This window comes from Nonomuraea typhae (assembly GCF_009760925.1).
Lineage (GTDB): Bacteria > Actinomycetota > Actinomycetes > Streptosporangiales > Streptosporangiaceae > Nonomuraea > Nonomuraea typhae.
Genome location: NZ_VRLV01000004.1, coordinates 249704 through 275839 on the forward strand (window position 1 = coordinate 249704; position 26136 = coordinate 275839).

General features: G+C 72.0%; 17 protein-coding genes. 3 read left to right on the forward strand and 14 right to left on the reverse strand.

All coding sequences use genetic code 11. The features are described 5' to 3' along the window. Positions 1-232: 232 nt before the first annotated feature. On the reverse strand, positions 233-1204 hold the full coding sequence (holA, locus tag FVE25_RS17165) for a DNA polymerase III subunit delta (RefSeq protein WP_157247960.1): 972 nt from the start codon (positions 1202-1204) through the stop codon (positions 233-235). A gap of 569 nt (positions 1205-1773) precedes the next feature. Between holA and FVE25_RS17170 the strand changes: the two genes are divergently transcribed. Next, positions 1774-2913, forward strand: coding sequence for an ABC transporter substrate-binding protein (locus FVE25_RS17170; RefSeq protein ID WP_157247961.1), 1140 nt, complete (start codon positions 1774-1776; stop codon positions 2911-2913). A gap of 549 nt (positions 2914-3462) precedes the next feature. On the opposite strand, the gene FVE25_RS56295 is transcribed toward FVE25_RS17170, so the two are convergent. The 3 genes from FVE25_RS56295 to FVE25_RS17190 all read right to left on the reverse strand — a co-directional run bounded on the left by FVE25_RS56295 (position 3463) and on the right by FVE25_RS17190 (position 7586). Next, positions 3463-6345 (reverse strand): ComEC/Rec2 family competence protein, encoded by a 2883-nt coding sequence (locus FVE25_RS56295; protein WP_181019620.1) that lies wholly within the window; start codon positions 6343-6345, stop codon positions 3463-3465. Further along, on the reverse strand, positions 6299-7003 hold the full coding sequence (locus FVE25_RS17185; protein ID WP_157247962.1) for a ComEA family DNA-binding protein: 705 nt from the start codon (positions 7001-7003) through the stop codon (positions 6299-6301). Before FVE25_RS17185 ends, FVE25_RS56295 begins: the two co-directional genes overlap by 47 nt. A 97-nt stretch (positions 7004-7100) precedes the next feature. Next, on the reverse strand, positions 7101-7586 hold the full coding sequence (locus FVE25_RS17190) for a MarR family winged helix-turn-helix transcriptional regulator (protein WP_157247963.1): 486 nt from the start codon (positions 7584-7586) through the stop codon (positions 7101-7103). A gap of 68 nt (positions 7587-7654) precedes the next feature. Here FVE25_RS17190 and FVE25_RS17195 point away from each other — a divergent pair, with 68 nt between their 5' ends. Next, complete coding sequence (locus FVE25_RS17195) at positions 7655-8899, forward strand: MFS transporter (RefSeq protein ID WP_157247964.1); 1245 nt, start codon at positions 7655-7657, stop codon at positions 8897-8899. Here FVE25_RS17195 and FVE25_RS17200 read toward each other — a convergent pair. From FVE25_RS17200 to FVE25_RS17235, 8 genes are all read right to left on the reverse strand, one after another. Further along, complete coding sequence (locus FVE25_RS17200; protein WP_157247965.1) at positions 8829-9524, reverse strand: ABC transporter ATP-binding protein; 696 nt, start codon at positions 9522-9524, stop codon at positions 8829-8831. The two genes, FVE25_RS17195 and FVE25_RS17200, sit on opposite strands and share 71 nt — an antisense overlap. Next, positions 9517-10437 carry an ABC transporter ATP-binding protein gene (locus FVE25_RS17205; RefSeq protein ID WP_157247966.1) on the reverse strand — a complete coding sequence of 307 codons (921 nt, stop codon included), beginning with the start codon at positions 10435-10437 and terminating at the stop codon, positions 9517-9519. Before FVE25_RS17205 ends, FVE25_RS17200 begins: the two co-directional genes overlap by 8 nt. A 1-nt stretch (position 10438) precedes the next feature. Then, positions 10439-13078 (reverse strand): hypothetical protein, encoded by a 2640-nt coding sequence (locus FVE25_RS17210; protein WP_157247967.1) that lies wholly within the window; start codon positions 13076-13078, stop codon positions 10439-10441. After that, the gene (locus tag FVE25_RS17215) at positions 13075-16194 is read right to left on the reverse strand and encodes an ABC transporter permease (RefSeq protein ID WP_157247968.1); all 3120 of its coding nucleotides are present in this window, start codon (positions 16192-16194) and stop codon (positions 13075-13077) included. Before FVE25_RS17215 ends, FVE25_RS17210 begins: the two co-directional genes overlap by 4 nt. A gap of 138 nt (positions 16195-16332) precedes the next feature. Next, positions 16333-18738: a hypothetical protein gene (locus tag FVE25_RS17220; RefSeq protein WP_157247969.1), complete on the reverse strand. Its 2406-nt coding sequence runs from the start codon at positions 18736-18738 to the stop codon at positions 16333-16335. After that, positions 18735-21986 (reverse strand): FtsX-like permease family protein, encoded by a 3252-nt coding sequence (locus tag FVE25_RS17225; RefSeq protein ID WP_157247970.1) that lies wholly within the window; start codon positions 21984-21986, stop codon positions 18735-18737. Before FVE25_RS17225 ends, FVE25_RS17220 begins: the two co-directional genes overlap by 4 nt. A 162-nt stretch (positions 21987-22148) precedes the next feature. Then, positions 22149-22418, reverse strand: a complete 270-nt coding sequence (gene rpsT, locus FVE25_RS17230) for a 30S ribosomal protein S20 (protein WP_157247971.1) — start codon at positions 22416-22418, stop codon at positions 22149-22151. Positions 22419-22520: 102 nt separating this feature from the next. Next, positions 22521-23525: a glycoside hydrolase family 18 protein gene (locus tag FVE25_RS17235; protein WP_157247972.1), complete on the reverse strand. Its 1005-nt coding sequence runs from the start codon at positions 23523-23525 to the stop codon at positions 22521-22523. Between the two features lie 55 nt (positions 23526-23580). Here FVE25_RS17235 and lepA point away from each other — a divergent pair, with 55 nt between their 5' ends. Then, entirely contained in the window at positions 23581-25410 is a 1830-nt protein-coding gene (lepA, locus tag FVE25_RS17240; RefSeq protein WP_157247973.1) for a translation elongation factor 4, read from the forward strand. On the opposite strand, the gene FVE25_RS17245 is transcribed toward lepA, so the two are convergent. Continuing rightward, on the reverse strand, positions 25411-25827 hold the full coding sequence (locus tag FVE25_RS17245; RefSeq protein ID WP_157247974.1) for an acyl-CoA thioesterase: 417 nt from the start codon (positions 25825-25827) through the stop codon (positions 25411-25413). Further along, positions 25824-26120 (reverse strand): hypothetical protein, encoded by a 297-nt coding sequence (locus FVE25_RS17250; protein ID WP_157247975.1) that lies wholly within the window; start codon positions 26118-26120, stop codon positions 25824-25826. Before FVE25_RS17250 ends, FVE25_RS17245 begins: the two co-directional genes overlap by 4 nt. Between the last annotated feature and the right edge of the window lie 16 nt (positions 26121-26136).

Sequence of the window (26136 nt, forward strand, 5' to 3'; positions counted from 1 at the left end):
CCCGGGGCTATGGGCGGGGTGCCGGCGACGCCGCCTGTTGAAGCTCTCCGGCCCATCGCCAATGGGTTTTTGGTTCCATGCTGCGGTAGGGCGTACGGCGGGACCCGGATCAGCAACCTGTGTGGCGGGATGTGCCCAGATCAGCGGCCCGTGCGGTGGGATGTGCGCGAATCAGCGGCCCGTGCGGTGGGATGTGCCGAATCAGCGACTCGCGCGGCGGGATGTGCCTGAATCAGCGGCCCGTGCGGCTGGCCACGATGGTCTGGACCGCCCGCTCCAGCGCGTACCCGGGGTCGGCACCGCCGCCCTTGACCTGCTCGTCCGCCACCGCGACCGCCTGCAGCGCCTGGGACAGCCCCTCCGGCCCCCACCCGTTGAGCTGACGCCGGACCCGATCCACCTTCCACGGCGGCATCCCGAGATGGCTGGCCAGCTGACCACCGCGGAGATTCCGCGGCGCACCACCCACCTTGGCCAGCGACCGAAGCCCACCGGCCATCGCACTCACCAGCAGAACCGGCGCCACTCCCGTGCCCAGCGCCCAGCGCAACTGCTCCAGCGCCTCACCCAACCGGCCCTCGACCGCCGAGTCGGCAACATTGAACCCGGTGACCTCGGCCCGCCCCTTGTGATACCGGGCCACGGCCGCCAGATTGATCGACTTCTCCTGGGTGTCGAACGCCAGCTGACTGCAGGCCGCGGCCAGCTCCCGAAGATCGTTCCCCACGGCGTCGAGCAGCGCCTGGGCAGCATCGGCCTGAATGGTGCGCCCGGCCCGCTTGATCTCCTTCTTGATGAAGTCCAGCCGTTCGCCGGGCTTGGTCATCTTGCTCACGGTCACGGTGTTGACCCTGGCCTTCTTGAGCCCGTCAAGGAGCGCCTTCCCCTTGACCCCGCCCGGATGCACCAGCACCAGCACCGTGTCATCCGAAGGCCGCCCCGCATAGGCCACGACCTCGGCGATCACATCCTTGCCCAGATCCTGCGCCGACCGGATCACCACCACCGACCGATCACCGAACAGCGACGGCGAGGTCAGCTGGGTCAGCTCCCCCTGGGCCACCTTGGACCCCACCAGATCATGCACTTCGGCCCCCGCGTCCGCGGCTCGCGCCAGCGCGACGACCTCGCCAACGGCCCGTTCGGCCAGCAGCTCCTCGTCGCCGACGACCAAGGTCACGAGTGGTGGATCGGTTGCGGCCATGTCGAGCAGCATGCCACGTCCCACCGACAACCCGGAACTCAACCGAGCAGCCCGTCTCCTTCTAGGTGTCGGCATCTGGGCCCTTGCTACTTCCGGCGGCTCGATGGGGTCTGTCTGTGGGTTTATGGGTTCTGATCACCGCACGGTGTGCCCTGAGCCTGTGCACCCTGGATGTGTGGATCTACGGCCTGGCGCCCTAGGGACCTTGCCCGGCTCCTACGGCCTGGGGATCTACGGCCTGGGGTATCTACGGCCTGGGTATCTACGGCCTGGGTATCTACGGCCTGGGTATCTACGGCCTCTAGGGATCTACGGCCAAGGGATCTGCGGCCAAGGGATCTGCGGCCAAGGGATCTGCGGCCTTTGGATTTACGGCCTTGGGATTTACGGCCTTGGGATTTACGGCCTTGGGATTTACGCTCTGCGAGCTCAGGGGTCTAGCGGTAGACGGCTTCGGGACGGGGCGCCGAACCTGGCCATTTTCGGCTCGGTTACTCTCGGCGAAACTCACGTCAACTCTGCGATCCGGGGCACACCGCACCGAATCATCACCCGGGAGACGCCAACGCATGAACACGCCCCCATCGCCCCCTGGAGCGGAGCCGGCTGACGGGACCGTCGCCCTGGAACGGACTGCCGCATCCGCCATCCGGATCGGCGCTCTCGTGCCGCTGAGCCGGCCCGGTTGGGTGGAGGCAGGCCGGCACCTGCTGGCTGGACTCGAGCTGGCCGTTCGCGAGGTCAATGACGCCGGTGGGATCGCCGGAAGTCCGCTCGAACTGGTGGTTCGGGACACCGCGGCTGATCCAGAGCGGGCCGCGGCAGCCGTGGACGAACTGGCTCACCTGGGCGTGGCCGCCCTGGCGGGGGAGTATCACAGCGTCGTCGCTCGCGCCGTGGCCGCCAGGGCCGACGCCCTCGGCCTGCCGTACCTTTGCTCGTCAGCGGTCCTCGACACGCTCACCGAACAGTCGACGGAATGGATCGCGCGCCTCGCCCCGCCGCAGTCCCGCGGCTGGCAGACCTACGCGGACTTCCTCCTCGGCACGGGCCACAGCCGAATCGCCGTAGCAACCCAGCCGAGCGTCTACTGGGCGTCAGGGGCGCGCATCCTACGGGACCACCTCACTCCCCGCGGCGGCACCGTCATCGAACTCGACATGAGCACGCTCACCCCCACAACCGTGTGCGACGAGGTAGCCGGCAGTGGTGCGACAGCCCTCCTCCTTCTGGTCGGCCATCCTGAGCCGGCCACGTCGATCGTCAAGGCCGCCCGGGCCGACCAGCGCCTCGCCACGATCTTGATCGGTGCTCCGGCCGGGCAGCCGGAGTTCGCCGAGTGGGCGACGCTGCTGGGCGGCGAGGGGGCCGCCGTGCCGTTCTTGCGCTACCTGCCCGAGCGCCTCAGCCCTCTGGGCGCACGAGTCAAGACAGCCCTCCATGAGCGCCTGGCCGAACCACCGTCCTTCGTCGCCTTCGAGGGCTACGACACGGTCGCCGTCCTGGCCGAGGTGCTACGTGCTCACGGCACGGACCGGGCGCGCATCGCCGGATCGTGGCCACACGTTGCAGTCGAAGGGACCCGCGGGCAGATCAGGTTCTCCCGTGTGCCAGGAGTCAGCGTGTGGCAGTGGGCTTGGCCCCCCATCCAGGTCGCCGACCGAGATCCAGCACAACCCGATCGCCTCCGCACCCTCCACACCCGCTGATCCTGCCGTCACCGGTGGCTGCGGACCCACTCGCTAGTAACTCCCCGACCGCCTCCAGAACCACGCCACCCCTGTGCGGTCGCACGTGTGCGGTCGCGCGTGTGCTGAGTGGGGTACGCGCGTGGTGCGCCTGGGTGCCCGTGGAGCGCGCTGTGCCTGGGGTGTCTGAGGTGCCCGTGGAGTGCTCAGTCTGGGGTGTCTGGGGTGCGCGTTATGTCTGAAGTGTGTGTGGTGCCTGGGGTGCGTAAGTGGTGCCTGGGGTGCGTGTGGTGCCTGGAGTGCGCACGGTGCGAGGGTGGTGTGTGAGATGTCCGGGCGTGTGGGATTCATGGTGGCTGCGTGGTGAGTGGGGTGCGTGGCCTGGCCGTGGTGCGTAGGCGTGTTGCGTAGGCGTGGTGAGGGCGGCGCTTCGTGGGGCCGTGCTCCGTGGGCGGCGCTTCGTGGGGCGGTGCTCCGTAGGCGGTGCAGGAGGTGTATGGGGGAGGACGGTGTGAAGGTGGAGGCAAGTGTTTGGGGTGAGGGTGGGCGTTGCACTGGGGATGAGGGCGGTTAGTGGCGGGGGGTGATGGCGAGGGTGGTGTTGTGGTCGGTGATGGCTAGGTCGCCGGACTGGTCGGTGCGGTAGATGCGGGTGCCGTTGCGGTGGAGGAGGGACAGGGTGGCCGGCGCCGGATGGCCGTAGTCGTTGTCGGCGCCGACGCTGATCAAGGCTGCTCGGGCGCCTATCGCGGCGATGAAGGCGGGGTCTTGGCGGGCGGAGCCGTGGTGGGGGACCTTCAGGATGTCGGCGGTGGGGGCGATCGTCTGTAGGAGGGCGGATTGGGCTTCGGTTTCTATGTCGCCGCTCAGGAGGATGGAGCCTGCCTGCCAGCGGACTCGTATCACCACGCTGGAGTTGTTGATTTCGCCGGCGTGGGTGGGGGCGGTTGTTCGCGTGGGGGATTCGGGTGGGGCGAGGATCGTCAGTTCTGAGGGGCCCAGGCGCCATTGGGTGCCGGGGACGGGGGCTTGGGTGGGGATGTTGTGGGTTCTCAGGGTGTGGGCCAGAGGCGCGGGGGTGGGGGGTGTGAGGATGGCTCTGGTTACCTTGCGGGCTTCGATCGCGCCTTCCAGGCCGGCCGTGTGGTCGGCGTGTGGGTGGGTGAGGATCAGGAGGGGGATCTCCTGGATGTTCAGGTCGCGTAGGCAGCGGTTGATCGGGGTGGGGTCGGGGCCGGTGTCCACTACGACGGCTCGGCCTGGGCCTGCGGCGATTGCCATGCCGTCGCCTTGGCCTACGTCGCACATCACCAGCAGCCATCTTCTTGGGGGCCATGGGGAGATGATCGGAGGCAGGGTTGTGGCGGCTACCAGGATGCCGGCCAGGGTTGCCATGGTTATGGCCCGGGATTGAGGGTGGCGTAGCAGGGCTATGGCCAGTGCGGCCGTCGCTGCCAGGAGGGTCAGGCCCAGGAAGCCGCCTGGCCAGGGGATGCTGGCGAAGGGGATGTCGGCTGCCCATCTGGAGACCGTGATGATCCAGCCCACGGCGTAGCCCGCCGGGATGGTCAGGATCTGGGCTGCCTCCAGGCTGAACGGGGCGACCAGGGAGGCGGCGAAGCCCAGCACCGTTGCCGGGGCCACCGCTGGGCCGGCCAGGAGGTTGGCGATCACCGCGATGGGGGTGATCTGGCCGGACATCAACACCAGGAGCGGGGTTACTGCCACCTGGGCGGCTGCTGGTACGGCGATGGCCTCAGCCAGCCAGCCGGGGAGTCCTCGTCCTCGTGGGCCCAGGCGTTTCGGGGGGCGGCGTTTCGGGATGAGGCGCTGGAGTGCCGTGGGGATTCCTCCTGGGTGGCGGGTGAGGCGAGTGACCGGGTGGCTGCGGCGTGGGTGAGGCTCTGGGAGGGCGGCCTGAGTGAGGGTGCCCTCCCAGGTGGCCGCACGCGTGGTCTTGAAGTGCCCGCTCTGGGACTGCGCGCCCTGGGAGCCCCCGATCTGGGAGCCCCCGATCTGGGGATGTCCACTCTGGGACTCCCCGCCCGGGGAGTGCCCGACTTGGGAGTGCCCGCTCTGGGAGTTGGTGGTCTTGGGGTGCGTGGGTTCGGGGTGCGTGGGTTCGGGGTGCGTGGGTTCGGGGTGCGTGGGTTCGGGGTGCGTGGGTTCGGGGTGCGTGGGTTCGGGGTGCGTGGGTTCGTGCGTGGGCTTGGGGCGGACGGTCTGGGAGTCCGTGGTCTGGGAGTCCGTGGGCTTTGGGCGGATGGGCTGGGGGTGCGTGGGTTGGGATTGCGGGGGTTTGGGGGGTGTGGAGTCTGAGGGTGGGGTGCCGGGGGTGGGGTGGCGGGTTAGGTGGTTGCGCCATTTCGGGGCCAGGACGAGGATGCCGGCGGTTGCCGTGACTGAGAGGGCGAAGCCCCAGGAGCGGGCCAGGTCGGGGGAGAAGAGGATCAAGAGGAGGACGGAGGCGGACAGGGCGGTCATGCCGTCTCTTGTACGGCCGGTGGCTAGGGCTAGGGCGGCTAGCAGGCCCATCATCAGGGCGCGTAGGACGCTGGGGGAGGGGCGGGCCACCACGGCGAAGGCGATCATGGCGGTGGCGGCCAGGGCTGCTCTCATGGGCAGGGGGAGGCCCGCTAGGCGGGACAGGGCCAGGGCGGCGCCGGCGATGATGGCGAGGTTTGCGCCGGACACGGCTGTCAGGTGGGTCAGGCCGGCGGTTTTGAAGTCGGCGGTTACCTCTGGGCGCATGTGGGTGGTGTCGCCTACCACCAGGGCGGGGAGGAGGCCGCGTTCCTCGGGTGGAAGGGGCGCGGCGGCGGTGCGCAGGCCGGCGCGTGGGGCGTTGGCTGCCGTTTGGAGGGGGGACGGGGTTCCTAGGAGGGTTGGTGTGCCTTTGGCCAGGAGGATGGCGGCGGTCAGGGTGCCGGGGCCGGGGGTGGTCAGGCGGGCGGTGATGCGGATGCGCTGGCTGGGGAGCAACTGGCGCCATGCGGGGCCGGTGGCGAAGACGAGGACGGGAACTCGGGCCGGCAAGCGTTGGGAGCGGGTTTCCAGGAGTTCGAGGCGGGCTTCGGCCACCACGCTTTCGGTGGGGAAGCGGTTGGCGGCCCGGATTTTGGGGTCGGCGGTCAGGACCACCTCGGCGGTGGCCGTGGCGCCCTCTCTGGCCAGCGCGGGGACGGGGCCGGTGGTGACGGCGTGGGTGTGGAAGCCCACCGTGGCGGCGGTCGCGGCTACGCAGGTGGTGATGGAGAGGGCGGTGGTTCGGGGGGTGCGGAACAGGGCGGCTGTGGTCAGGGCGGCTGCGGCCGCGATGGTGAAGTTCACGGCGGCGGGGGCCGGCAGGAGGGTCAGCGCGGTGAGCCAGGTGGCGATCGCGGGGAGGGTGAGGCTGCGGAGGAGGTCAGACGCGGACCCGGGTTTTGAGGTCGTCGAATGTGCTGGGGCCAATGCCGGTCACCTCCTTGAGCTGCTCGATGCTGGTGAAGCCGCCGTGGGTGTCGCGGTACTCGGCGATGCGGGTGGCCAGGACCTCGCCTACGCCTGGTAGTGACTCCAGCTCGGCGGGGGTGGCGGTGTTCAGGTCCACGGTGGGCTCCTCCGGCGGGACGGGCACGGGAGGGGCGGAGGCGCCGGTGCCCACGGCTATCTGCTCGCCGTCTATCAGGCGGCGGGCGAGGTTGAGGGGGCTGGGGCTAGAGCCCTTCTTCACGCCGCCTGCGGCGGTCAGCGCGTCGGTCACCCGGGAGCCTGTGGGGAGGGTGTAGACGCCCGGGGTGCGGACCTTGCCGGTGACGTGGATGGTGACCGAGGCGGTCGGGCGTGGGGTTGCCGGGGTGGTCGCGGGTGGCGGAGGAGGGAGCGGGGCGGGGGCGGGGGCGGAGCGCCAGAGGTACAGGGCGCCCAGGAGGGTGGCTGCCACGCCGATCGCCACCAGGACGCGAAGGCCCGTGCGGGTCGGGGCTTGTGTGGTTACGGCGTCGCGGATGGCTTGGAATGTGGGCGGGAGCCGGGGGATGAAGGTGCGCTCGCCCGAGCCGGAGGTGGTGATCGAATGCAGCCTCGCCTCGGCGATGGCTTGTTCGGTGGGGGTGTCGGGGGAGCGCACGGCAGTGACAGTACGAGGGGGCAGGCCGTGGCAGGGTGGGCGAATGCGGTTCTGTGCACAACGCGGGGGCGCCGGGCCGTGCCTGTGGACAAGGCCCTCAGCGGCTGGACTCCACGTTGTGCAGCAACTGCTTCAGCAGCCGGTCCAGCGTCCGCCTGTCCTCAGCCGCCAAAGCCGCGACCATCCCCGATTCGACCTCTGCCTGGATCGTCATCGTGTCCATCCAGAGCTCGTGCCCCCGGGCCGTCAGCTCGACGTCCACCCGTCGCCGGTCATCCGAGCTCCGCACCCGCCGGATCAGCCCCGACCGCTCCAGCGTGTCCAGCCGCCCCGTCATCCCGGCCGGCGACAGCAGCAGCTCGCCCGCGAGCACCGACGGCGTGCAACTCCCCCCGTGCGCCTCCAGCCGGTGCAGCGTCTCGAACTCGAAGTCCTGCATGCCCACCTCGGCAAGCGCTGTCGCCTTCGTCTGGTGCAGGTGTTTGACCAGCATCTGCATCCGGGTGACCACCCCCTCGACGAGCTCGTCGTAGGGGGCTTTGCCGCGCCAGCGGGCGAGGTGACGGTCGACGGAGTCCTCCACGCCGAGAATGATATGCCCTCAAGTATTTTGTTGACGAAACATTAGCTGGCGAATTACCCTTCGAACCCATGACGACTCGCCTGCTGATAGGGCGGGCGCTGTCCGCCCTGGCCACCGCCCTGATCCCGACCACCCTCACGCTGGCGGTGCTTCGTAGCGACGCCTCCGATCTGGGTCTGGTGCTGGCGGCCGAACTGCTGCCGATGCTGCTCCTCCTGCCCGTCGGCGGCGTCCTGGCCGACCGGCTCAGGCCGGAGCGGGTGGCGCTGGCCGCCGACCTGGTCCGCTGCCTGTCCCAGCTCGCGATCGGGCTGGAGCTCGTGCTGGGCGTCTATCGCGTGGCCGACCTGGCCGTGCTCTCCGCGGTCGCGGGCGCGGCGATCGCCTTCGGGATGCCTGCCGTACCCAGGCTGGTGGTGGGGGTGGCGGCCGAGCACGAGCGGCTGCGCGTCAACGCGCGCATCGGCGTGGCCACGAGCCTGTCCGCGGTGGCCGCGCCCGCGCTCGCGGGCGGGGTGGCGCTGGCGGCGGGGCCCGGCTGGGCGGCGCTCCTGACCGCGCTGCTCTACGCCTGCTCGGCCCTCACCCTCGGCGGCGTCCGCACAAAGCTCCAGCCCCCGGCCGGCACCCCTGGCGGCGTGCGCACGACGCTCCAGCACCCGGCCGAGGTCAGGACCCGGCGTTTCACCGCCGACCTCAAGGAGGGCTGGCAGGAGGTCAGGCACCGCCCCTGGTTCCTGACCAGCGTCCTGGGTCACGGCGTCTGGCACTTCGCGGCCGGTCTCTTCCTCACCCTCGGCCCCCTGGCCGTCACCAAGGCGGCCGGCGAGGCCGGCTGGGTCCTGATCGTCCAGTGCGGGACGGCGGGCATGGTGGCCGGCGTCTTCACGGCTCCCAGACTGCCGATCCGCCGCCCCCTCGTCGTGGTCCAGGTGAGCGCCGCGCTCTACCTGCTCCCCATGGCGGCCCTGGCGGCGGGCGCGCCGATGCCTCTGATCGCGGCGGCGTACGGCGTGGCGATGTTCGGCCTGGGATTGCTGAGCCCCCTGTGGGAGACGGCGGTGGCGGCGGAGATCCCGGAGGCGGCCCTGGGCCGGGTGCGCTCCTTCGACCAGCTGATCTCGTTCGCCTCCCGCCCGCTGGGCCTGGCGGTGGCGCTGCCCCTGGCGGGAGTCGCCGGCAGCACGCCTCTGCTCTTGACGGCAGGCGCGCTCGTGGCCGCCGCCAACCTGGCCGCGGTGGTCAGGATTCCTGGAGCACGGCCTCCTGCAACACCCCGTCACCGATCTCCAGCACCCGATCGGCCAGCGTGATCAGGCTCGGGTCATGGGTGGCGACCAGCGCGGTGACCCCCTCACTGCGGACGAGGGCCCGGATGAGCTGCATGATCTGCCGCCCGGTCTGCGAGTCGAGCTGCCCGGTGGGCTCGTCGGCGATGAGCAGCCGCGGCCGGTTGGCCAGGGACCTGGCGATGGCGACGCGCTGCCGCTGCCCGCCGGACAGCTCGTAGGGCCGCTGATTGGCGTGCGGCTCGAGCCCGACGAGCGCCAGCAGCATCCGGATCCGCTTCTCGCGCTCCTCGACGGGGGTCCTGGTGAGCCGCATGGGCACCCCGACGTTCTCCGCCGCCGACAGCACGGGGATGAGCCCGAACGACTGGAAGACGAACCCGACGGTGTCCCGGCGCAGCGCCAGCAGGCCGTCCTCGGCCATCGCGGTGACCTCGTCCCCGGCGATCACCACCCGCCCGGCGTCGGGCCGGTCCAGTCCCCCGATCTGGTTGAGCAGCGTGGTCTTCCCGGACCCCGACCGCCCCCGGATGGCGATCAGCTCGCCGGGAAACGCCTGGAAGGACACCTCCCGCAGGGCCACGACCTCCTTGGGCCCCGTCCGGTACACCTTGCGCAGCCCGTCCACGACGACCAGGGGCTCACTCACCGTTGTTCTCCTCTCGCGCGGGCCACACGCCGATGTGGTCGGCTTCGAGCTCCAGCCGCACCCGCCGTTCCATCTCCAGCGCGTTCATGAAGTCGCGCGGGAGCTGGAGGCGGCCGACCCGGTCGAGCACGGCGTACTCCTCGGCGATGATCTGCCCTTCGGCCCCCTCCCGCCGCAGGGTCTCGCTGGAGGTACGCCCGTCCCGGATGCCGATGGTCCGATCGACCTGCTCGGAGACGAGCGGGTCGTGGGTGACGATGACGACGGTGACGCCGAGTTCGCGGTTGGCCGTGCGCAGCGCGTCGAAGACGTCCCCGGAGGTCTCGCTGTCGAGCTCGCCGGTCGGCTCGTCGGCGAGGATGAGCTGGGGCGAGTTGGCCAATGCGACGCCGATGGCGGTGCGCTGCTGCTCGCCTCCGGACATCTCGGACGGCCGGCGGTCGGCGCAGTAGTCGACCCCGAGCAGGGTGAGCAACTCCATGGCCCGCCCCCTGCGCGCCTTGCCGGCCAGCTTCATCGGCAGCTCGATGTTCTCCCGGGCAGTGAGGTACGGCAGCAGGTTGCGCGCGGTCTGCTGCCAGATGAACCCGACGACCTCGCGCCGGTACCGCAGCCGGTCCTTGGCGGACATGGCCAGCAGGTCCGTGCCCGCCACCCGGGCCAGCCCGGCGGTGGGCACGTCGAGGCCGGACAGCACGTTCAGCAGCGTCGACTTGCCGGAGCCGGAGGCGCCCACGATGGCGACCAGTTCGCCCTTCTGGATCAGCAGGTCCAGCCCTTGCAGGGCGACGACCTCGACGCCTTCTGTCTTGTAGATGCGGACGAGGTTGTCGCAGACGATGTGCGCGTTTTCGCCGAAGGCGGCTTTCTCCTGGCTCGCCTGGGCTTCCAGCTCGGACAAGGTCGGGTTCACGTCAATCACCCACTCGGAGTACGGAGCCGAGGCTGCGGCGACGGCTGATGGCGGTGTGCGTGTAGGCGCCCAGTACGGCGACGCCGGTCAGCCCGGCGGCCAGGAGGGCCGGCGTCAGCAGGTCGAGGTCGTATCCGCGGATGGCCAGGTCGCCGGTGTAGGCGGACAGGTCGACGCCGGGTCCGAGGGCGGCGGGCAGGACGAGGCCGAGCGCGAGCCCGGCCAGCGAGGTCAGCACGATCATGGGGCTGATCTCCAGGACGGTCAGCCCCTGCGCCTGCCGGGCCGACAGCCCCAGCGTGCGCAGGAAGGACACGGCGGCGGCCCGGTCGGCGGCGCTGATGACGAGGGTGACGATGACGGCGACCAGCGCGTAGGCGGCCAGGGCGACGGTCACGATGCGCAGGATGGTGAGGATGGTGCCGGTCAGCGCGTCCCCGGTGATCGCCTGGCGGATCTCGCCGGCGCCGGTCACGCTGAGGAGCTTGGCGTCGGCGACCGCCGCGGCGGCGGCCCGGATGGCGGCCGCGTCGGCGCTGCCGCCGATGAGCAGGGTGTTGACGTTGACCCGGGTCCCGGTCCGCTGGTTGGTGTCGAACGGCACCACCATGAAGCGGCCCTTGGTGAAGAATCCGGGCACGGCGTCGATGACGCCGGCTTCGGTCACCTTCATCCGGCTCTGCCAGCCGATGTCCATGGTGCCGCGGCCCTTCAGCCCGGGGGAGACGAGCGCGGGTACGGCGGCGCCGCCCGGCTGGGCGGGCAGGTCGAGCGGCCGGCCGGCGACGAGGTCGCGCCAGGCGGCCAGGTCCACGGCGAGGACGTCGGCGCGTTCGGAGCTGTAGCCGATCTGCACCCGCCCCGCCTGCGCCGGCACGACCCGGTCCACGCCCGGCGTCTTGCGGATCCGGTCGATGGCCTGGTCGGTGAGGATGCCGCGGTACTCCAGCCGGATCGGCGCCCCGGCCCGCTGCCAGACGGCGACCTCCTGGGTGCTGGTGATGCCGCTGGAGATCAGGGAGGCGAAGACCGACACGGCCAGCGCGGGCAGCAGGATGAGCACGGGCAGCACGCTGAACGTCCTGGCCCGGGCCGCCCTGGTCAGCCCGAGGAAGGGGACGGCGGCGCGGGCGCGGGCGGCCAGCCGTACCACGAGGCGCAGGGGATACGGGTAGCAGCGCAGGGTGATCAGCGCGGCGGCCAGGGTGAGCGCGATCGGCACGAGCAGCAGGAACGGGTCCTGACCCTGGGTGGCGACCTGGGTGGTGAGGCCGCGGCTGCGCAGGGCGTAGGCGCCGGCCAGGGCGAGGCCGATGACCAGGATTTCGAGCGTGATCCGCTTGGCGGAGGGTTTGGCGGTGGCCACGTCGCCGCGCCGTTCGTGGAGGGGGGTGCGGTGTTCCAGGGCGGCGCGGGCGGCGGCGTACCCGATGCCGGTCAGCAGGAGCAGCGCGGGACCCGCGTGGACCAGGATCACCGCGGGCCCCGGCACGAGGTAGGCGAGGCCGTACCCGAGGATGACGGCGGGCAGCAGGGCGGCGGCGGTGATGCCGGTGGCGGTCGCGACGACCTGGGGCAGCGCGCCGCCGCGGGCCCGCATCAGGGCGAGGGCCTGGTCGATGCGGTCGAGCACGAGCTGCACGCCGAGCACGATGACGCCGAGCGAGACGACGAGCAGCCCGCCCAGTGCCAGGTACATGATCGTCTGGGCCGTCGCGAGCTTCGTCAGGAACGCGGACATGAGGCTGGGCAACTGGGTTTCGAGGCGGTGGGAGACGCGGTTCCTGGCGTTGAGCGCGACCGCCTTGTCGTACTCCTTGACGTAGGCCAGCGCGTCCAGGGGGTCGATGCGGCTGAGGGCGGCGGTGTCGACGGACAGGATCCACGAGTAGTAGAGCCGGCGGCTGTCGCCGCGCAGCGCGGACAGGGCCTCGGCGGGGATGAGCGCGGTGATGTGCCGCTCGACGTCGGATTTGCCGGGTGGCTGCACCTCGTTGACGGCGAGGGCGTCGCGGTTGTGGGACCACCAGCGGTCGGCCGGGTCCTTGGCCTTGAACAGGCCGACGACCTTGATCGCGGCGAAGTCGCTCTCGCCGAGGATCTTCTCGGCGCCGATCGTGAGCCCCATCTTCTGGGCGGCCTCGGCGACGACGGCGACTTCGAAGAACGGGATGTCGGCGTTCTGGAAGCGCCGGGTGGACGGCTTGCCGGGCGGGCGTCCTTCGACCCACTCCACCCGCTCGAGGCCGTCCGACAGCCAGGCCAGGTTGACGAAGGACATCCCGCCGGTGCCGAAGACGGGGGTGGAGACCGTCTTGGCGCTCGTGTGCGAGGTCCCGGCCCCGGTGGGTCGTACGGCGGGCCGCAGTCCGGCGGGCAGGAGGGCGCGCAGTTCCCTGTCCCATTGGGCGAAGCGGGCGGCGTCGCCGATGTGCTGGTCGGGCCCGCCGTACGACTCGGTGACCGCGGTGAGGTCGTACTGCTGGGCCGGGGCGGAGTCGAAGTCCTGCGTCATCGCCTGGTCGAAGGCGTTCTGCATCATCCGCGGCATCCCGGCGATGAGCAGGCACGCGCTCAGGGCGAGAACGGCGAGCATGGCCGGCGCGCCGGGGTTCACCCGAGCCAGCCGCAGGGTCTTCATTGGTCCTCCCCGATGCGCAGCGTTGACCCGAGCCCCTGCCGCCGCATGCTGCGCGCGAGCCCGGCGACGATGGCGAGCAGCACCGCGGCCACGAGGACGAGCATGAGCACGGTCGCCGGCCAGGGGATGTCCAGCCGCACGTCGGGCGTGACCGCGGCGGCCTGCCCGGTGAGCACGATGTGCGGCACGACCAGGTATCCGACGACGACGGCGAGCCCGGTCCCGGCGGCCAGCGACAGCCCGATGACGAACGTCTGCTCGATGGCCAGCAGCCCGAACACCTGGCGGAAGCTGACGCCGAGCGCCCGCAGGATGGTGAACTCCGACATGCGCTCGCGGGCGGCGACGGCGGCGTTGACGAGGAAGCCGAGGGCGGCGAAGACGAGCGCGGCCAGGAAGCCGAGGATCAGCGCGCCCTGCAGGCCGCTGCCGAGCGGGTCGTCGCGCAGCTGGGTGGCCAGGCGCCGCTGGTCGATCGCGGTGACGTCCCACGTGGGGTGGGTCCTGATGGCCTCTTGCGCGGCGGCGGAGTCGCCCGCGGTGCCGAGCCACCATTCGGTCGCGGGCAGCGGGAGGTGCCCGGCGCTGAGGTTGCGGTCCTGGAGGGTCTTCAGGTCCACGAGTACGGCGGGCTGCTCGGGCGTGGTCGTCGGCATGCGTTCCACGACGCCGGCGAGCTTGATCTCGATGACCTGCCGGTCGAAGGTGATCGGGGCGACCTGGCCGACGGCGAGTTTGAGCGAGGCGGCCAGGTCGGCGCTGAGCACGACGGGCAGCGGTGTGTTGATCACGGCGCCGGGCGTGCGGGGCGGGGCCAGCATGGCGGCGGGGTCGGTGCCCGGGGGCGCGGGCATGGCGACGGCGCCCGGTTCGACCGTGAACAGCCCCGAGCCCTGTTCGCCGGTCCACCGGACGCCGTCGGGCATGGTCACGTCCTTGCCGTCGGCGCGCAAGGACAGCACCTGGGCCGCGCGCCCGGAGGCGACGAAGCCCTGGAGGGACAGCGGGTAGCTGATGGTCCCGCTGCGTCCGGCCAGCCCGGTGAGGTCGAGGGCGCCGGCGCCCACGGGCAGCGCGTGCCACACGCCGAGGGCGTCCGACAGGACGACCTGGACGGCGCCGCCGCCCTTCCGGGTCTCGACGGTGAGGGTGCGCGGGGTGCCGGGCAGTTCGACCGGCGTGGTCGTGGGCCGCCCGGAGGTCAGCGCGGCGCCGAGGCCGGCGACGTCCTGGGCGGACAGGTCGGGCCTGAGCTGGAAGACCTTCTCCATCTTGGCCGCGTCGACGGCGAGGAGGCTGACCAGGGTGTTGTCGAGGTCGGCGCGTCCCCGGTAGGCGGGCGCGGCGGCCTGGACGCCGGGCAGCGTGGAGAAGGCGGTGCCGCGGCCGAAGGCGCCGAGTTCGCCGCTTTCCGGGGGCCCGGTCAGCCGGAGGTCGGCGCCGGCCTGGTGGCGGGCCTGGTCGAGCTGCGAGGCGCGCCAGGTGGAGGCGGTGGCCATGGAGACGATCCCGATGGCGATGGCCATGGTCAGCAGGAGCGCGGGCCCGGAGTAGCGCAGGGGCCGTCTGGCCACCTGCCAGGCGCCGAGCGCCGGGGCCAGGCTCGCCCGCTTGCTGGTGAACCGCTCGGCGATCTTGGAGATGCGCGGCACGAGGCGCAGGCCGAGCATGCCTCCGGTGAGCAGCGCGAGCGCGGGGCCGGAGATGATGAGCGGGTCGATGCCGAGTTCGCCGGTGGCGGTGGAGGTGACCGGCGCGCCGTAGTGCTGCAGCTGCCAGATCGCCAGCCCCGCCACGACCAGGAGCGCGAGGTCGGCGCCCGCGCGCTCGATGAGGCCGCGCGCCCCGCTGCGGCCGCGGGCCGACTGCTCCTCCACATAGGTACGGCGGGCCCCGGCGAGGGCGGGCAGCGCCAGGAGCACGGCCGAGGCCAGCGCCACCGAGGTGGAGACGAGGAAGGTGCCGAGGTCGGCGACGGGCGCCAGCCGTACCCCGGTGGCCTGGATCCACGGCAGGGAATTGACGGCGGCCAGCAGCGGCGGGCCGAGGAACGGCGCGACGACCGCGCACGGGATGGCCACGAGCAGGGCTTCGCCACCGGCGAGGGCGGCCAGGCGCAGGGTGCCCGCGCCGCGCGAGCGCAGCAGCGCGACCTCCATGCGGCGGTGGTCGGCCAGCAGGCGGGCGGTGAGCATGAGCGCGTAGGCGGCCAGCAGGAGCAGTTGCAGGACCGGGATGAGCATGGTGGAGCGCGAGACGAGGGCGGCGGTGTCGAGCTGGGTGAGCATGCCGTTGAGGCGGCTGGTGGCGGTGCAGTCCCCGCAGCCGCCGTCCTCCAGCCGGTCGCGCAGCCCGGCGACGCCGTCGGCCAGGGGGCGCAGGCGCTCGGGGGAGACGCCGCGCAGGTCGGGCAGGGCGGTCCAGCTGGTGCTGACGGTGGTGGCGAAGCGGTCCAGGAAGGTGTCGCGGGCGACCATCAGCGGGCCGTAGGTGGTGAAGGAACCGGCCTCGACGCCCCGGCTGAGCAGCGATTCGCCGCTCCAGCGCTCGCCGAAGGGGTCGTCGAGCTGGAAGACGCCGACGATCTTCACGCGGTGGGTCTTCTTGTTCACGCGGCCCTGGGTGGAGATGACCTGGCCGAGCTCGAAGGAGGTGGCCGAGGCGGCGGGCAGCGAGATCACCGCCTCGACCGGGTCGGCGCCGCTCGCGGGCCAGACGCCGGAGACGAGCTTGGCGTGCCGGTCGAGTCCGTCGTAGCTGCCGAACCTGAGCAGCTCCGGCTTCTGCCTGCCCTCCTGGCCGGGCATGGTGAAGGAGTCGGAGTGGAAGCTGGCGCCGATCTCGGTGGGCACGCCGGTGAACACCTTGCCGATGTCGGCCCGGACGGCGCGGTCCAGCTTGGGGAACGTCTCGGCGGTGATCGGCGTGGTGACGGTGACGGCGGTGCTGCCGAAGGAGGCGGTCTCCATCGTGCGCCGGACGCCGACGTCGGCGATGGAGGAGGCGTACATGGTCAGCGCGACCAGCGTGGTGGTGGCCAGGAGGATGGAGCCGAGGGCGGCGAGGAGGAGCAACGGCTCACTGAACGCCCGCTTGACGATCAACGGCCCCCGCATATGACCCCCTTAACCCGTTTAGTGAACCTTTGAGGATCAACGGAAGCCAGGGCAAGGTGATCTTCTGAAGGGTTGTGTCCTTGATACGCTGCGGCGATGCGTGTGTGATATCGAAACTGTGACAGAAATCGCACAGAATCACCGAATTGCCGCGTAGGCCGACAGGTCGATCGCCGAGCCCAGCGCGGGCGGCAGCCCGAGACCGAGTCCCAGCCCCGCCAGCACGGCCAGCACGATCATCGGCGCGACCTCCAGCGCCGTCATCCGCCGCGCCTGCCCCGTGGACAGCCCCAGCGTACGCAGGAAGGACAGCGCCCGCGCCCGCTCCTGCCCGCCGACCACCAGCGCCAGCACCACCGCCGCCAGCACGTACCCGCCCATCGCCGCCGTCACCACCAGGAACACCAACTGGACCGCCGCCGTGAGCGGCTCCTCCTCGATCGCCCGCAGGGCCGCGCCGAACGTCTCCGCCCGCGCCCCCGCGGCCGCGGCCAGCGCCGCCGCCGGCACCCCCTCGCCCTCGACGAACAGCGTGTTGACCTGCGCATCGGTCTCCAACGGCAGCACCACGAACTCACGCACCTCGGCGAAACCCGGGAACGAGGTGACCGATCCCTGCGGGCGCAGCCGCACCTGCCTGCCGCCCCGGGTGATCGTGACGTCCGCGCCCACCAGATCCGGCGGCACCAGCACCCCGCCGCCACGGGGCGGGCGCAGCGGCGTGTCCGCCACGATCGCCCGGTAGGCGTCCATGTCGACGGCGATCAGCATCGGATGCCGCTCGCCGACGCCCACCGTGGCGATCTGGGCCGGAACCACCCGCCCCACCCCGGGCACCCGGCGCACCCGCTCGATCGCCTCGGGAGAAAGCGTCCCCGTGGTGTACACCCGGGCGCCGGCGCCCACCTCGTCGTAGGCCGCCTGCCGTTGCGCGGTCGCGACCCCGCCGGACACCACCGCGGAGAACACCGACACGGCCAGCGCGGGCAGCAGCACCAGCACCGGCAGCACCGAGAACGCGCGCGCCCTGGCCGCCAGCGTGAGCCCCAGGAACGGCACCGCCGCACGGCGACGGGCGGCCAGCCGTACCAGGAGGCGCAGGGGGAAGGGATAGCAGCGTACGGTGATCACCGCCACCGCGACCGTCAGCCCGAACGGCACCAGCACCAGGAACGGGTCGCCGCCCGCCAGCCCGCGCGTGCGCAGCAGGAACACCCCGCCCAGCGCCAGCACGACCACGGCCGCCTCCACCGTGATCCGCACCGGCGACACCCGGAAGGCCACCAGGTCGGCGCGGCGCTCCAAAAGCGGCGCCCGGTGCCGGACGGCCAGCAGCGCCATGGTCCCCGCCACCACCACGGCCCCGATCAGCGCGGGAGCGGCGTGCACGATCGGCGTGACCGGCCCCGGCACCGCATACGACAGGGCGTATCCGGCCGCGGCGGCGGGCAGCGCGGTCACCGCCACCGGCAGCGTCCCCGCGGCCACGACCTGGCGCAGCGACCCGCCCCGCGCCCGCCCCAGCGCCAGCGCCCGCTCGGTCCGCTCCACCAGCAGTTGTACGGCCAGCAGCACCACGCACAGCGCGACGGCCAGCAGCCCGCCGAGCACCACGGTCAGCACGGCCTGCGCCCCGGCCAGCTCGCCCAGGAAGGCCGCGAGCAGCTCGGACAGCCGGGTCACCAGGATGAAGCGGCTCCACGCGTCGCTGCTCTCCACCCCGGCCAGGCGGTCGTACTCGGCGATCGCGGCAGGCAGGGCGGGCGCCTCCCGCGCGGTTGCATTGGCCGGGTCCAGGGAGATCACCCACGCGTAGCGCAGATCCCGCTCCTCGCCGTCGAGGACCTCCAGGCTCTCCGCCGAGATCAGCGAGGTGACGTGCAGTTCGTAGACGTCGTCCCCGGGCCTGGGCACGCGGTTGACCGCGCGCACGGAGCGGTTGTGGTCCCAGAAGCGGTCGTCGGGGTTCACGACGTCGAACAGGCCGGTGACCGTGGCCCGCAGCTTGCCCACGGTGCCGATCTCGAGCTGGGTGCCGACCGGGAGCTTCATCTCCTCCGCCGCCGAGCGGACGATCGCGATCTCGAAGTGCTGGAGGCCGCCGGAGGTGCTCGGCCGGCCCGGCGGGCGCCCGGCCACGTACCGGATGCGGTCGCCCGCGCCCGAGACCCAGGCCAGGTTCACGTAGAGCCCGGCGGGGCTGGGCGGCCCCTTCAGCACCAGGCCGCCGGTCGTGGTCGCCATCTGGTGGCCGCCGCCGGCCACGCGGCCGAGGGCGGGCGGCAGGATCTCGCGCAGCCGCGCGTCGCGGCGGGCGAAGTCCGCGACGGTGCGGTGGCGGGCGGGGAACTCCTGCGCGGAGTACTCGACCGTGAGATCGGCCCAGTCGGCCGGGGCGGTGCCGATCGCGTGGGCGAGGGCGGCGTCGTAGGCGGCCTCCATCGTCCTGGGCAGCGCCGAGACCAGCAGCGCCGCGGCGGCCACCAGCGCGCACAACACGCCCAGCGCCCCGGCGTGCTCCCTGACCAGGCGCAGAGGGTTCACAGCTCCTCCCGGACCATCGGCGCCCCGCGGCGCAGGTTCCCGGCCAGCCCCGCCACCACGGCGAACAACACCAGGCAGATCGCCCCCGCCATCGCCAGCGTCGCCCCCCACGGGATCACCGGCACCACCGCGGGCACCCCGGCCACCGCCTGCCCGGTCAGCACGATGCGCGGCACCACGAGCCCGCCGACCGCCGCGGCCAGCCCCAGCCCCGCCGCCATCGCCAGCCCCACGACGAACGCCTGCTCGATCACCAGCAGCCCGAGCAACTGCCGGAAGCTCATCCCCAGCGCCCGCAGGACCGTCAGCTCCGCCGCCCGCTCCCGCGCCGACACCACGGCGCTGACCAGGAACCCCAGCACGGCGAAGAGCAGGGCCGCCGCGAACCCCAGCGTCAGCGCCCCCGCCAGCCCGCCCGCCAGCGGGTCCTCGCGCGCCTTCGCCACCTGCGCGGGCAGGTCCACCACGCTCGCGCCCCACGCCGGCGTCCGCCGGAGCCTGTCCACCGCGGGCCCGGTCTCGCCGTCGCGCGCGGCCGCCCACCACTCGGTGACCGGCTTCGGCGCCTGCGCCCACGCCTGCGCCCTGGCCTGCACCGTGGGCAGATCCAGCAGTACGGCGGGCCGCCCGGCGGCCGTCGAGGGCAATTCGTCCACGATCCCGGCGACGCGCACCGCGGTGTTACGCCGCTCGATCTCCACCGAGGTGACCTGGCCGGTGCGCGCCTTCATGACGGCGGCCAGGTCACGCGTGACCACGATCGGCAGCGGGGCCCGCGGGTCGTTCGGCGCGGCCAGCAGGTCCGCCCGCGTGTCGCCGGGTGCAGACGGTGGGTTCGTCCGCGTGTCGCCGCGGGCGAGGGTGACGACCAGCGGCTGCGGGTCGGAGGGGGCGGACGCCGGTCTGGGCGCCGGGATCCGCACGGTGAAGCCGGCGGCCGTGGGCGTCAGCCGCTCGCCGGCCAACCGGCCGGGCCGCTGGATCGCGTGCACCCACCGCGCCCCCTGCTCCGGGGCGAGGCCCGTGACCGTGATCTCGACGGGCACGCCTCTGGCCGGCGCCGGCAGCTCGAACGTGAGCCCGCGCAGGCCCAACCGGCCGCCCGCCGTACCGGATCGGCCGGTCAGGGCGCGCAGGTCGAGCGCGAGCTCTCCCTCGCCCGGCCGCAGCGGACCGGCGGCGAACTCCCGCCACACCCCCTGCCCGTCCACCAGACTGATCTTGACCGGCACCGGCTCCGGCGCCGTCACCCGGACCTTCAGCCGCAGCCGGTCGCCGCCCAGCGGGACGACCGGCACGTCCGGCCGCCCGGCCAGCAGCCGCGCGGCCATCTCCGGGACGCCGTCCGCCGACAGGTCCCGGCGCAGCCGCATCAGCCCGCCCAGCTTGGCCGCGTCCACTCCGAGCATGGTCACGTCCGTGCCGCCCACGTCGGCGCTGCCGCGGAAGACCGGGCTGATCGCGGTGAGCCCGGGCAGCGCCGCGAACGTGCCGCCGCGGCCGAACACCCCGAGCTCCTGGTTCTCCGGCGGGTCGGAGATGCGCAGGTCCGTGCCGGTCGCGTGGGCGGCCTGGTCGGTCTGGGCGGTCTGCCAGGTGGCCCTGGTGGCCAGCGACAGGCCGCCGATCGCCACCGCCATGGTCAGCAGCAGCGCCGGTCCCGCGTACCGCAGGGGCCTGCGGCTCACCTGCATGGCGCCCAGCGCCGGGGCCAGTCCGCTCCGCCGTACGGCCAGCCGCTCGGCCGCCCCGGAAACCAGTGGCACCAGCCGCAGGCTGAGCAGCCCGCCCGTCAGGAGGGCCAGCGCCGGGCCGGAGACGATCAGAGGGTCGATGCCCAGCCCGCCCGCGGCCGTCGCCGTGACCGGCGCGCCGTAGCGCGTCAGCTGCCAGATCGCCAGCCCCGCGACGACCACGAGCACCACGTCCGCGCCCGCCCGCTGGATCAGGCTGGTGCGGACCCGGGCGGTCTGCGTCTCCACATACGTACGGCGGGCCCCCGCCAGGGCGGGCAGCGCCAGGAGCCCCGCACAGGCCAGCGCCACCAGCCCGGCCACCAGAAACGCGCCCGCTTCCGGCGCTCCGGCGCCCCCCGTTCCGAGCGGTCCCGGCGCGTCGGCGCCCGCAGTTCCGAGCGGTCCCGGCGCGTCGGCGCCCGTCAGCGTCAGCAGCACCGGCGCCAGGAACGGCGCGGCCACCGCGCACGGCACCGCGACCAGCAGTGCCTCGCCGCCCGTGAGCGCCGCCAGCCGGAGGCTGCCCGCCCCGCGCGCCCGCAGCAGCGCCACCTCCATGCGCCGATGGTCGGCCAGCAGCCGGGCGGTGAGCAGGAGCGCGTACCCGGCCAGCAGGATGAGCTGCAGCACCGGGATGAGCATCGTCGAGCGGGCCACCAGCGCGGCGGTGTCGAGCTGGGTGATGATCTCCGGGAGCTGGGAGGTGGCGCCGCAGTTGACGCAGCCCGCCGCGGCCAGGCGCTCCTTCATGGCCGCCACTCCGGCGGCCAGCGTGGCGAGGTCGGCGGGGGGCAGGTCGCGCAGGTCGGGGATGGCCAGCCAGGAGACGCTGACGTGCTCGGCGAACTCCTTCAGGAACGTGCCCTCGGCCACCACGAGAGGGCCGTGGGTGGTGTAGTTGCCGACCTCGCTGCCCCGCACCAGCAGCGGCTCGGCGAACCAGCGGGCGCCGAACGGGTCGTCGAGCTGGAAGACCCCGGAGATCCGGACCTCGAGCGGCGCCTTGCTCACCCGGCCCTCGGTGGTGAACGTCTGCCCGGCGCGCAGGCCCAGCGCGCCGGCCACCGGCTGCGAGACGGCGGCCTCGACCACCGCCCCCTCACGCGGCCAGGTGCCGGAGACGAGCGTGGCGTGCCGCTCGAGCCCCTGGTAGAGACCGAACGTGAGCAGTTCGGGAGTCGTGCGCCGCCGCTGCCCGGGCACGACGTAGGTGTCCGATCTGGCCGTGGCCGTCACCTCGGCGGGCAGCCCGAGGTAGGCCCGGCGGACCTGCTCGCGCACCAGCCCGTCGACGTCGCGGAAGCTCTCCCGGGTGACGGGCGCGGAGAAGGCCGCGGCCTTGGCGGGGACGGCGGCGGTGGCCATCGTCCTTCGCACCCCGGCCTCGGTGATCGTGGAGGCGTACAGCGTCAGCGCCACCAGCGTCGAGGTGGCCAGGAGGATCGCCACGAAAGCGGCCAGAAGCAGCAAGGGCTCGCTCAACGCCCGTCTGACGACCAGCAGCCCCCGCATGGCTCAACCATCGGCAGGCGGACGCCGCCCCCGCAATGCGGGGGACGCAATGGTGATCTAGCTGAGACGCCACCTTGATGCGGTAATCGTGACGCTTTGGCACGCTTTTGTAACACGGAAACGCCGCACCCCTACGGGGCACGGCGTCCAGGAAGCGTCAGACTACTTGGCGGCCAGCGCGGCGGCCTGCTTGGCGATCGCCGACTTGCGGTTGGCGGCCTGGTTCTTGTGGATGACGCCCTTGCTCACGGCCTTGTCGAGCTGACGGGCGGCAGCGCGCTGCAGCGCCGCGGCCTCCTCGACGTTGCCCTGCTCAGCGGCCTCGCGGAACTTGCGGACCGCCGTCTTCAGAGACGACTTGACGGCCTTGTTGCGCAGACGAGCCTTCTCGTTCTGCTTGTTGCGCTTGATCTGGGACTTGATGTTCGCCACGAAGAAGCCTCGGTGAGAATCTGGTGATGGATGGGGCGCGCGGGCTCGAGAGAGGGCGCGCCACACGCAGTTGAACAGGCTACCAATAACCCAGGTCGCCGCTCAAATCAACGACCGCGAGCGTAGCCAACCTTCAGTGTACTCCCGCCAGTCCTGCTCGGTGGCGGCGAAGTCCACGTACACGGCCAGCCCGAAGCGCTCGCGCGGGCCCCGGCTGGTGAGCGCCAGGCGGGCGGCGGTGGCCGCGTCGGCCACGCTCTCCGCCTGGTCACCCCAGGGTATGCCGTGGTCGTGGTAGGCGGGGGCGCCGAGCAGCACCGTCTTCTCCGAGGGCACCAGGTCCAGGGCGAGCGTCGCCTGCCGTACGGAATGCCCGCCGTACAGGGACCCGAGCGGCATGCCCGAGTCGTAGGCCATGACCGCGACCTGGTCCGTGCGGCGGGCGACGTCGGCGAAGTACCCCGACGCCCAGTACTTGTCATGGTCCAGGAAGACCCGGGTGACGGGGCGCATCAGCGGATACGGCTCGATCTGCGGCGTGGAGGTGGACAACAGCGGAGTCAGCGGCCGGGTCCGGTCCAGGAGGTCCAGGAAGGCGGTGTCGCCGGAGGAGATGGGCTCGAAGTTGTAGTGGATGCCGTCGTAGCCCATGCTCATGATCGTCTTGACGCTGCCCAGGATGTTCGCCCTGGTCGCGGGGGAGCTCAGGTCGAGGAAGCCGTCCACCTTCTGCCCGAGCCAGGCCGAGACCCGCACGCCGGGCAGGTGCTTGTGCGCCCAGGCCACGAAGCTCTCCGCCGCCGGGATGAGGGCCGGGTCGAGCCTCCCGTCGCGGGTGAAAGGCCCGCTGTGCACGTAGATATCCTTGATCCCGGTACGGCGCAGCCGCTCCGCCAGAGCCTTGACGTCCTTCTCGGTTTTCCGGCCGTCCACCCACCTGTGGCCCATCCACAGTGCGTCGTTACCGGTGCTCTTCGCCCAGTCGGCGGCCTCGCCGGTAAACTGGACGCGGAACGCTGCGGCGACCACGCCGACCAGCGCGACCATGACGACCAAGGCCAGCGCGAGCAGGCGCAGGCCGCGGCGGATGACGGTTCGGGCAATCACCCGGGCATGTCACCATGAAAGACGCTTGACCTCAACCCTGTCGAAACGGACTTCGGTGCGCAATCAGCCTGGCCAGACCGACCCCGCGTTGATCCGCAACTTCTGCATCATCGCGCACATCGACCACGGCAAGTCGACGCTTGCTGACCGCATGCTGCAGCTCACCGGCGTGGTCGACGACCGTTCCATGCGCGCTCAGTACCTCGACAGGATGGACATCGAGCGAGAGCGCGGCATCACCATCAAGTCCCAGGCGGTCCGGCTGCCCTGGGACGGGCACGTGCTCAACATGATCGACACGCCCGGCCACGTGGACTTCACCTACGAGGTCTCCCGGTCGCTGCAGGCGTGCGAGGGCGCGATCCTGCTGGTCGACGCCGCCCAGGGCATCGAGGCGCAGACCCTGGCCAACCTCTACCTGGCCATGAACGCCGACCTGCACATCATCCCGGTGCTCAACAAGATCGACCTGCCGGCCGCGCAGCCGGAGAAGTTCGCCGAGGAGCTGGCCGGCCTCATCGGCTGCGACCCGTCGGACGTGCTCAGGGTGTCGGGCAAGACCGGCGAGGGCGTGCGCGAGCTGCTCGACCACGTGGTCGCCACGGTCCCGGCCCCGGTCGGCGACGCCTCCGGCAACGCCCGCGCGCTGATCTTCGACTCGGTCTACGACACCTACCGCGGCGTCGTCACCTACGTCCGGGTCATGGACGGCCACCTGTCCAAGCGCGAGCGCATCCTCATGATGTCCACGCAGGCCACCCACGAGACGCTGGAGATCGGCGTCATCTCGCCCGAGCCGAAGGTCGCCGACAAGGGCCTGGGCGTCGGCGAGGTGGGCTACCTCATCACCGGCGTGAAGGACGTGCGCCAGTCGCGGGTCGGTGACACCGTCACCTCCGCGGTCAGGTCCGCCGCCGAACCGCTGGCCGGATACGAGCACCCCAAGCCGATGGTGTTCTCCGGCCTCTACCCGATCGACGGCGACGAGTACCCCGAGCTGCGTGAGGCGCTGGACAAGCTGCAGCTCAACGACGCCGCCCTCATCTACGAGCCGGAGACCTCGGCCGCCCTGGGCTTCGGCTTCCGCGTCGGCTTCCTCGGCCTGCTCCACATGGAGATCGTCCGCGAGCGGCTGGAGCGCGAGTTCGGCCTGTCGCTGATCTCGACCGCGCCCAACGTCGTCTACCGCGTGGTCATGGAGGACGGCAAGGAGTTGACCGTCACCAACCCCTCCGAGTTCCCCACGGGCGGCAAGATCGACAAGGTCTTCGAGCCGGTCACCAAGTCGACGATCCTGGCCCCGGCCGAGTTCATCGGCGCGATCATGGAGATCTGCCAGGGGCGGCGCGGCCAGCTCCTGGGCATGGACTACCTGTCGGAGGACCGGGTCGAGATCCGCTACACCCTGCCGCTGGGCGAGATCATCTTCGACTTCTTCGACCAGCTCAAGTCCCGCACCCGCGGCTACGCCTCGCTCGACTACGAGCCCGCCGGCGAGCAGGAGGCCGAGCTCGTCAAGGTCGACATCCTGCTGCAGGGCGAGGCGGTCGACGCCTTCAGCGCCATCGTCCACAAGGACAAGGCGTACTCCTACGGCGTCGACATGGCCAAGAAGCTGCGCGAGCTGATCCCGAGGCAGCAGTTCGAGGTGCCGATCCAGGCCGCCATCGGCGCCCGGGTCATCGCCCGCGAGAACATCCGCGCCATCCGCAAGGACGTCCTCGCCAAGTGCTACGGCGGTGACATCAGCCGTAAGCGCAAGCTGCTGGAGAAGCAGAAGGAAGGCAAGAAGCGGATGAAGATGGTCGGCCGCGTGGAGGTGCCGCAGGAGGCGTTCGTCGCCGCCCTGTCCACCGACTCCAGCACGGACAAGGCCAAGAAGTAGCTACAGCCCGAGCGGGGCGGGGTCCGCGGCCAGCGCTCGCCACCGCCCCGCCGGGTCCGGCACCAGGCGGCGCTCCCGCAGGTCGAGGAGCCCGCCCACGCTGCTCACCTCGGCCGCCAGCTCGCCGTCCGGGCGGCGGTACTCCTGCACGATCCGGAACGTCTTCCCCTCGCCCCACACGAACCCGCACGTCACCTCCACCTCGTCGCCCTCGCGCAGCTCGCGGTGGTAGCGGATGGTGTTCTCCAGCGTGACCGGGCTGATCCCGTCCGCGCGCATGCCCGCGGCCGTGACCCCGGCCGCGCGCAGGCACTCCCAGCGCGCGTGGTCGCCGTACTGGTGGTAGACCGCGCCGTTCACGTGGCCCTGGGTGTCGAGTTCATATCCGCGTACGGCGATGCGTACCGAGAAGGTCATGCCCGTTCCTCCAGCCACTCGTGGGATCGGGCGGTGAGGTAGCGCAGGCCGTCCTCACCGATGGCGATCCAGTCGCCGCGGGCCCAGCCGCCGGCGGTCTGCGGGGCGAAGCCGTGCTTCCTGAACAGGGCCGACGCCTGGCGCTGCGTCAGCCCCCTCGTGCCCCATTCGGCGATGAGCCCGGCGGTGCGTTCGCTCTCGTCCGGCTCGTCCGCGGGACCCAGGGCGGCGGCCAGCTCCTCGAAGCCCTTGGCGATCTGCCTGAGGGCGGCCTGTGCCCGCGAGACGTCCATACCGGCCATCGTAGAG

What these genes read in the sequence shown, in the direction of transcription:
- holA (WP_157247960.1), bottom strand. Translation starts at nt 1,204, where the DNA reads ATGGCCGCAACCGATCCACCACTCGTGACCTTGGTCGTCGGCGACGAG.
- FVE25_RS17250 (WP_157247975.1), bottom strand. Translation starts at nt 26,120, where the DNA reads ATGGACGTCTCGCGGGCACAGGCCGCCCTCAGGCAGATCGCCAAGGGC.
- FVE25_RS17170 (WP_157247961.1), top strand. Translation starts at nt 1,774, where the DNA reads ATGAACACGCCCCCATCGCCCCCTGGAGCGGAGCCGGCTGACGGGACC.
- FVE25_RS17245 (WP_157247974.1), bottom strand. Translation starts at nt 25,827, where the DNA reads ATGACCTTCTCGGTACGCATCGCCGTACGCGGATATGAACTCGACACC.
- FVE25_RS17225 (WP_157247970.1), bottom strand. Translation starts at nt 21,986, where the DNA reads ATGCGGGGGCTGCTGGTCGTCAGACGGGCGTTGAGCGAGCCCTTGCTG.
- FVE25_RS17195 (WP_157247964.1), top strand. Translation starts at nt 7,655, where the DNA reads ATGACGACTCGCCTGCTGATAGGGCGGGCGCTGTCCGCCCTGGCCACC.
- FVE25_RS17210 (WP_157247967.1), bottom strand. Translation starts at nt 13,078, where the DNA reads ATGAAGACCCTGCGGCTGGCTCGGGTGAACCCCGGCGCGCCGGCCATG.
- FVE25_RS17215 (WP_157247968.1), bottom strand. Translation starts at nt 16,194, where the DNA reads ATGCGGGGGCCGTTGATCGTCAAGCGGGCGTTCAGTGAGCCGTTGCTC.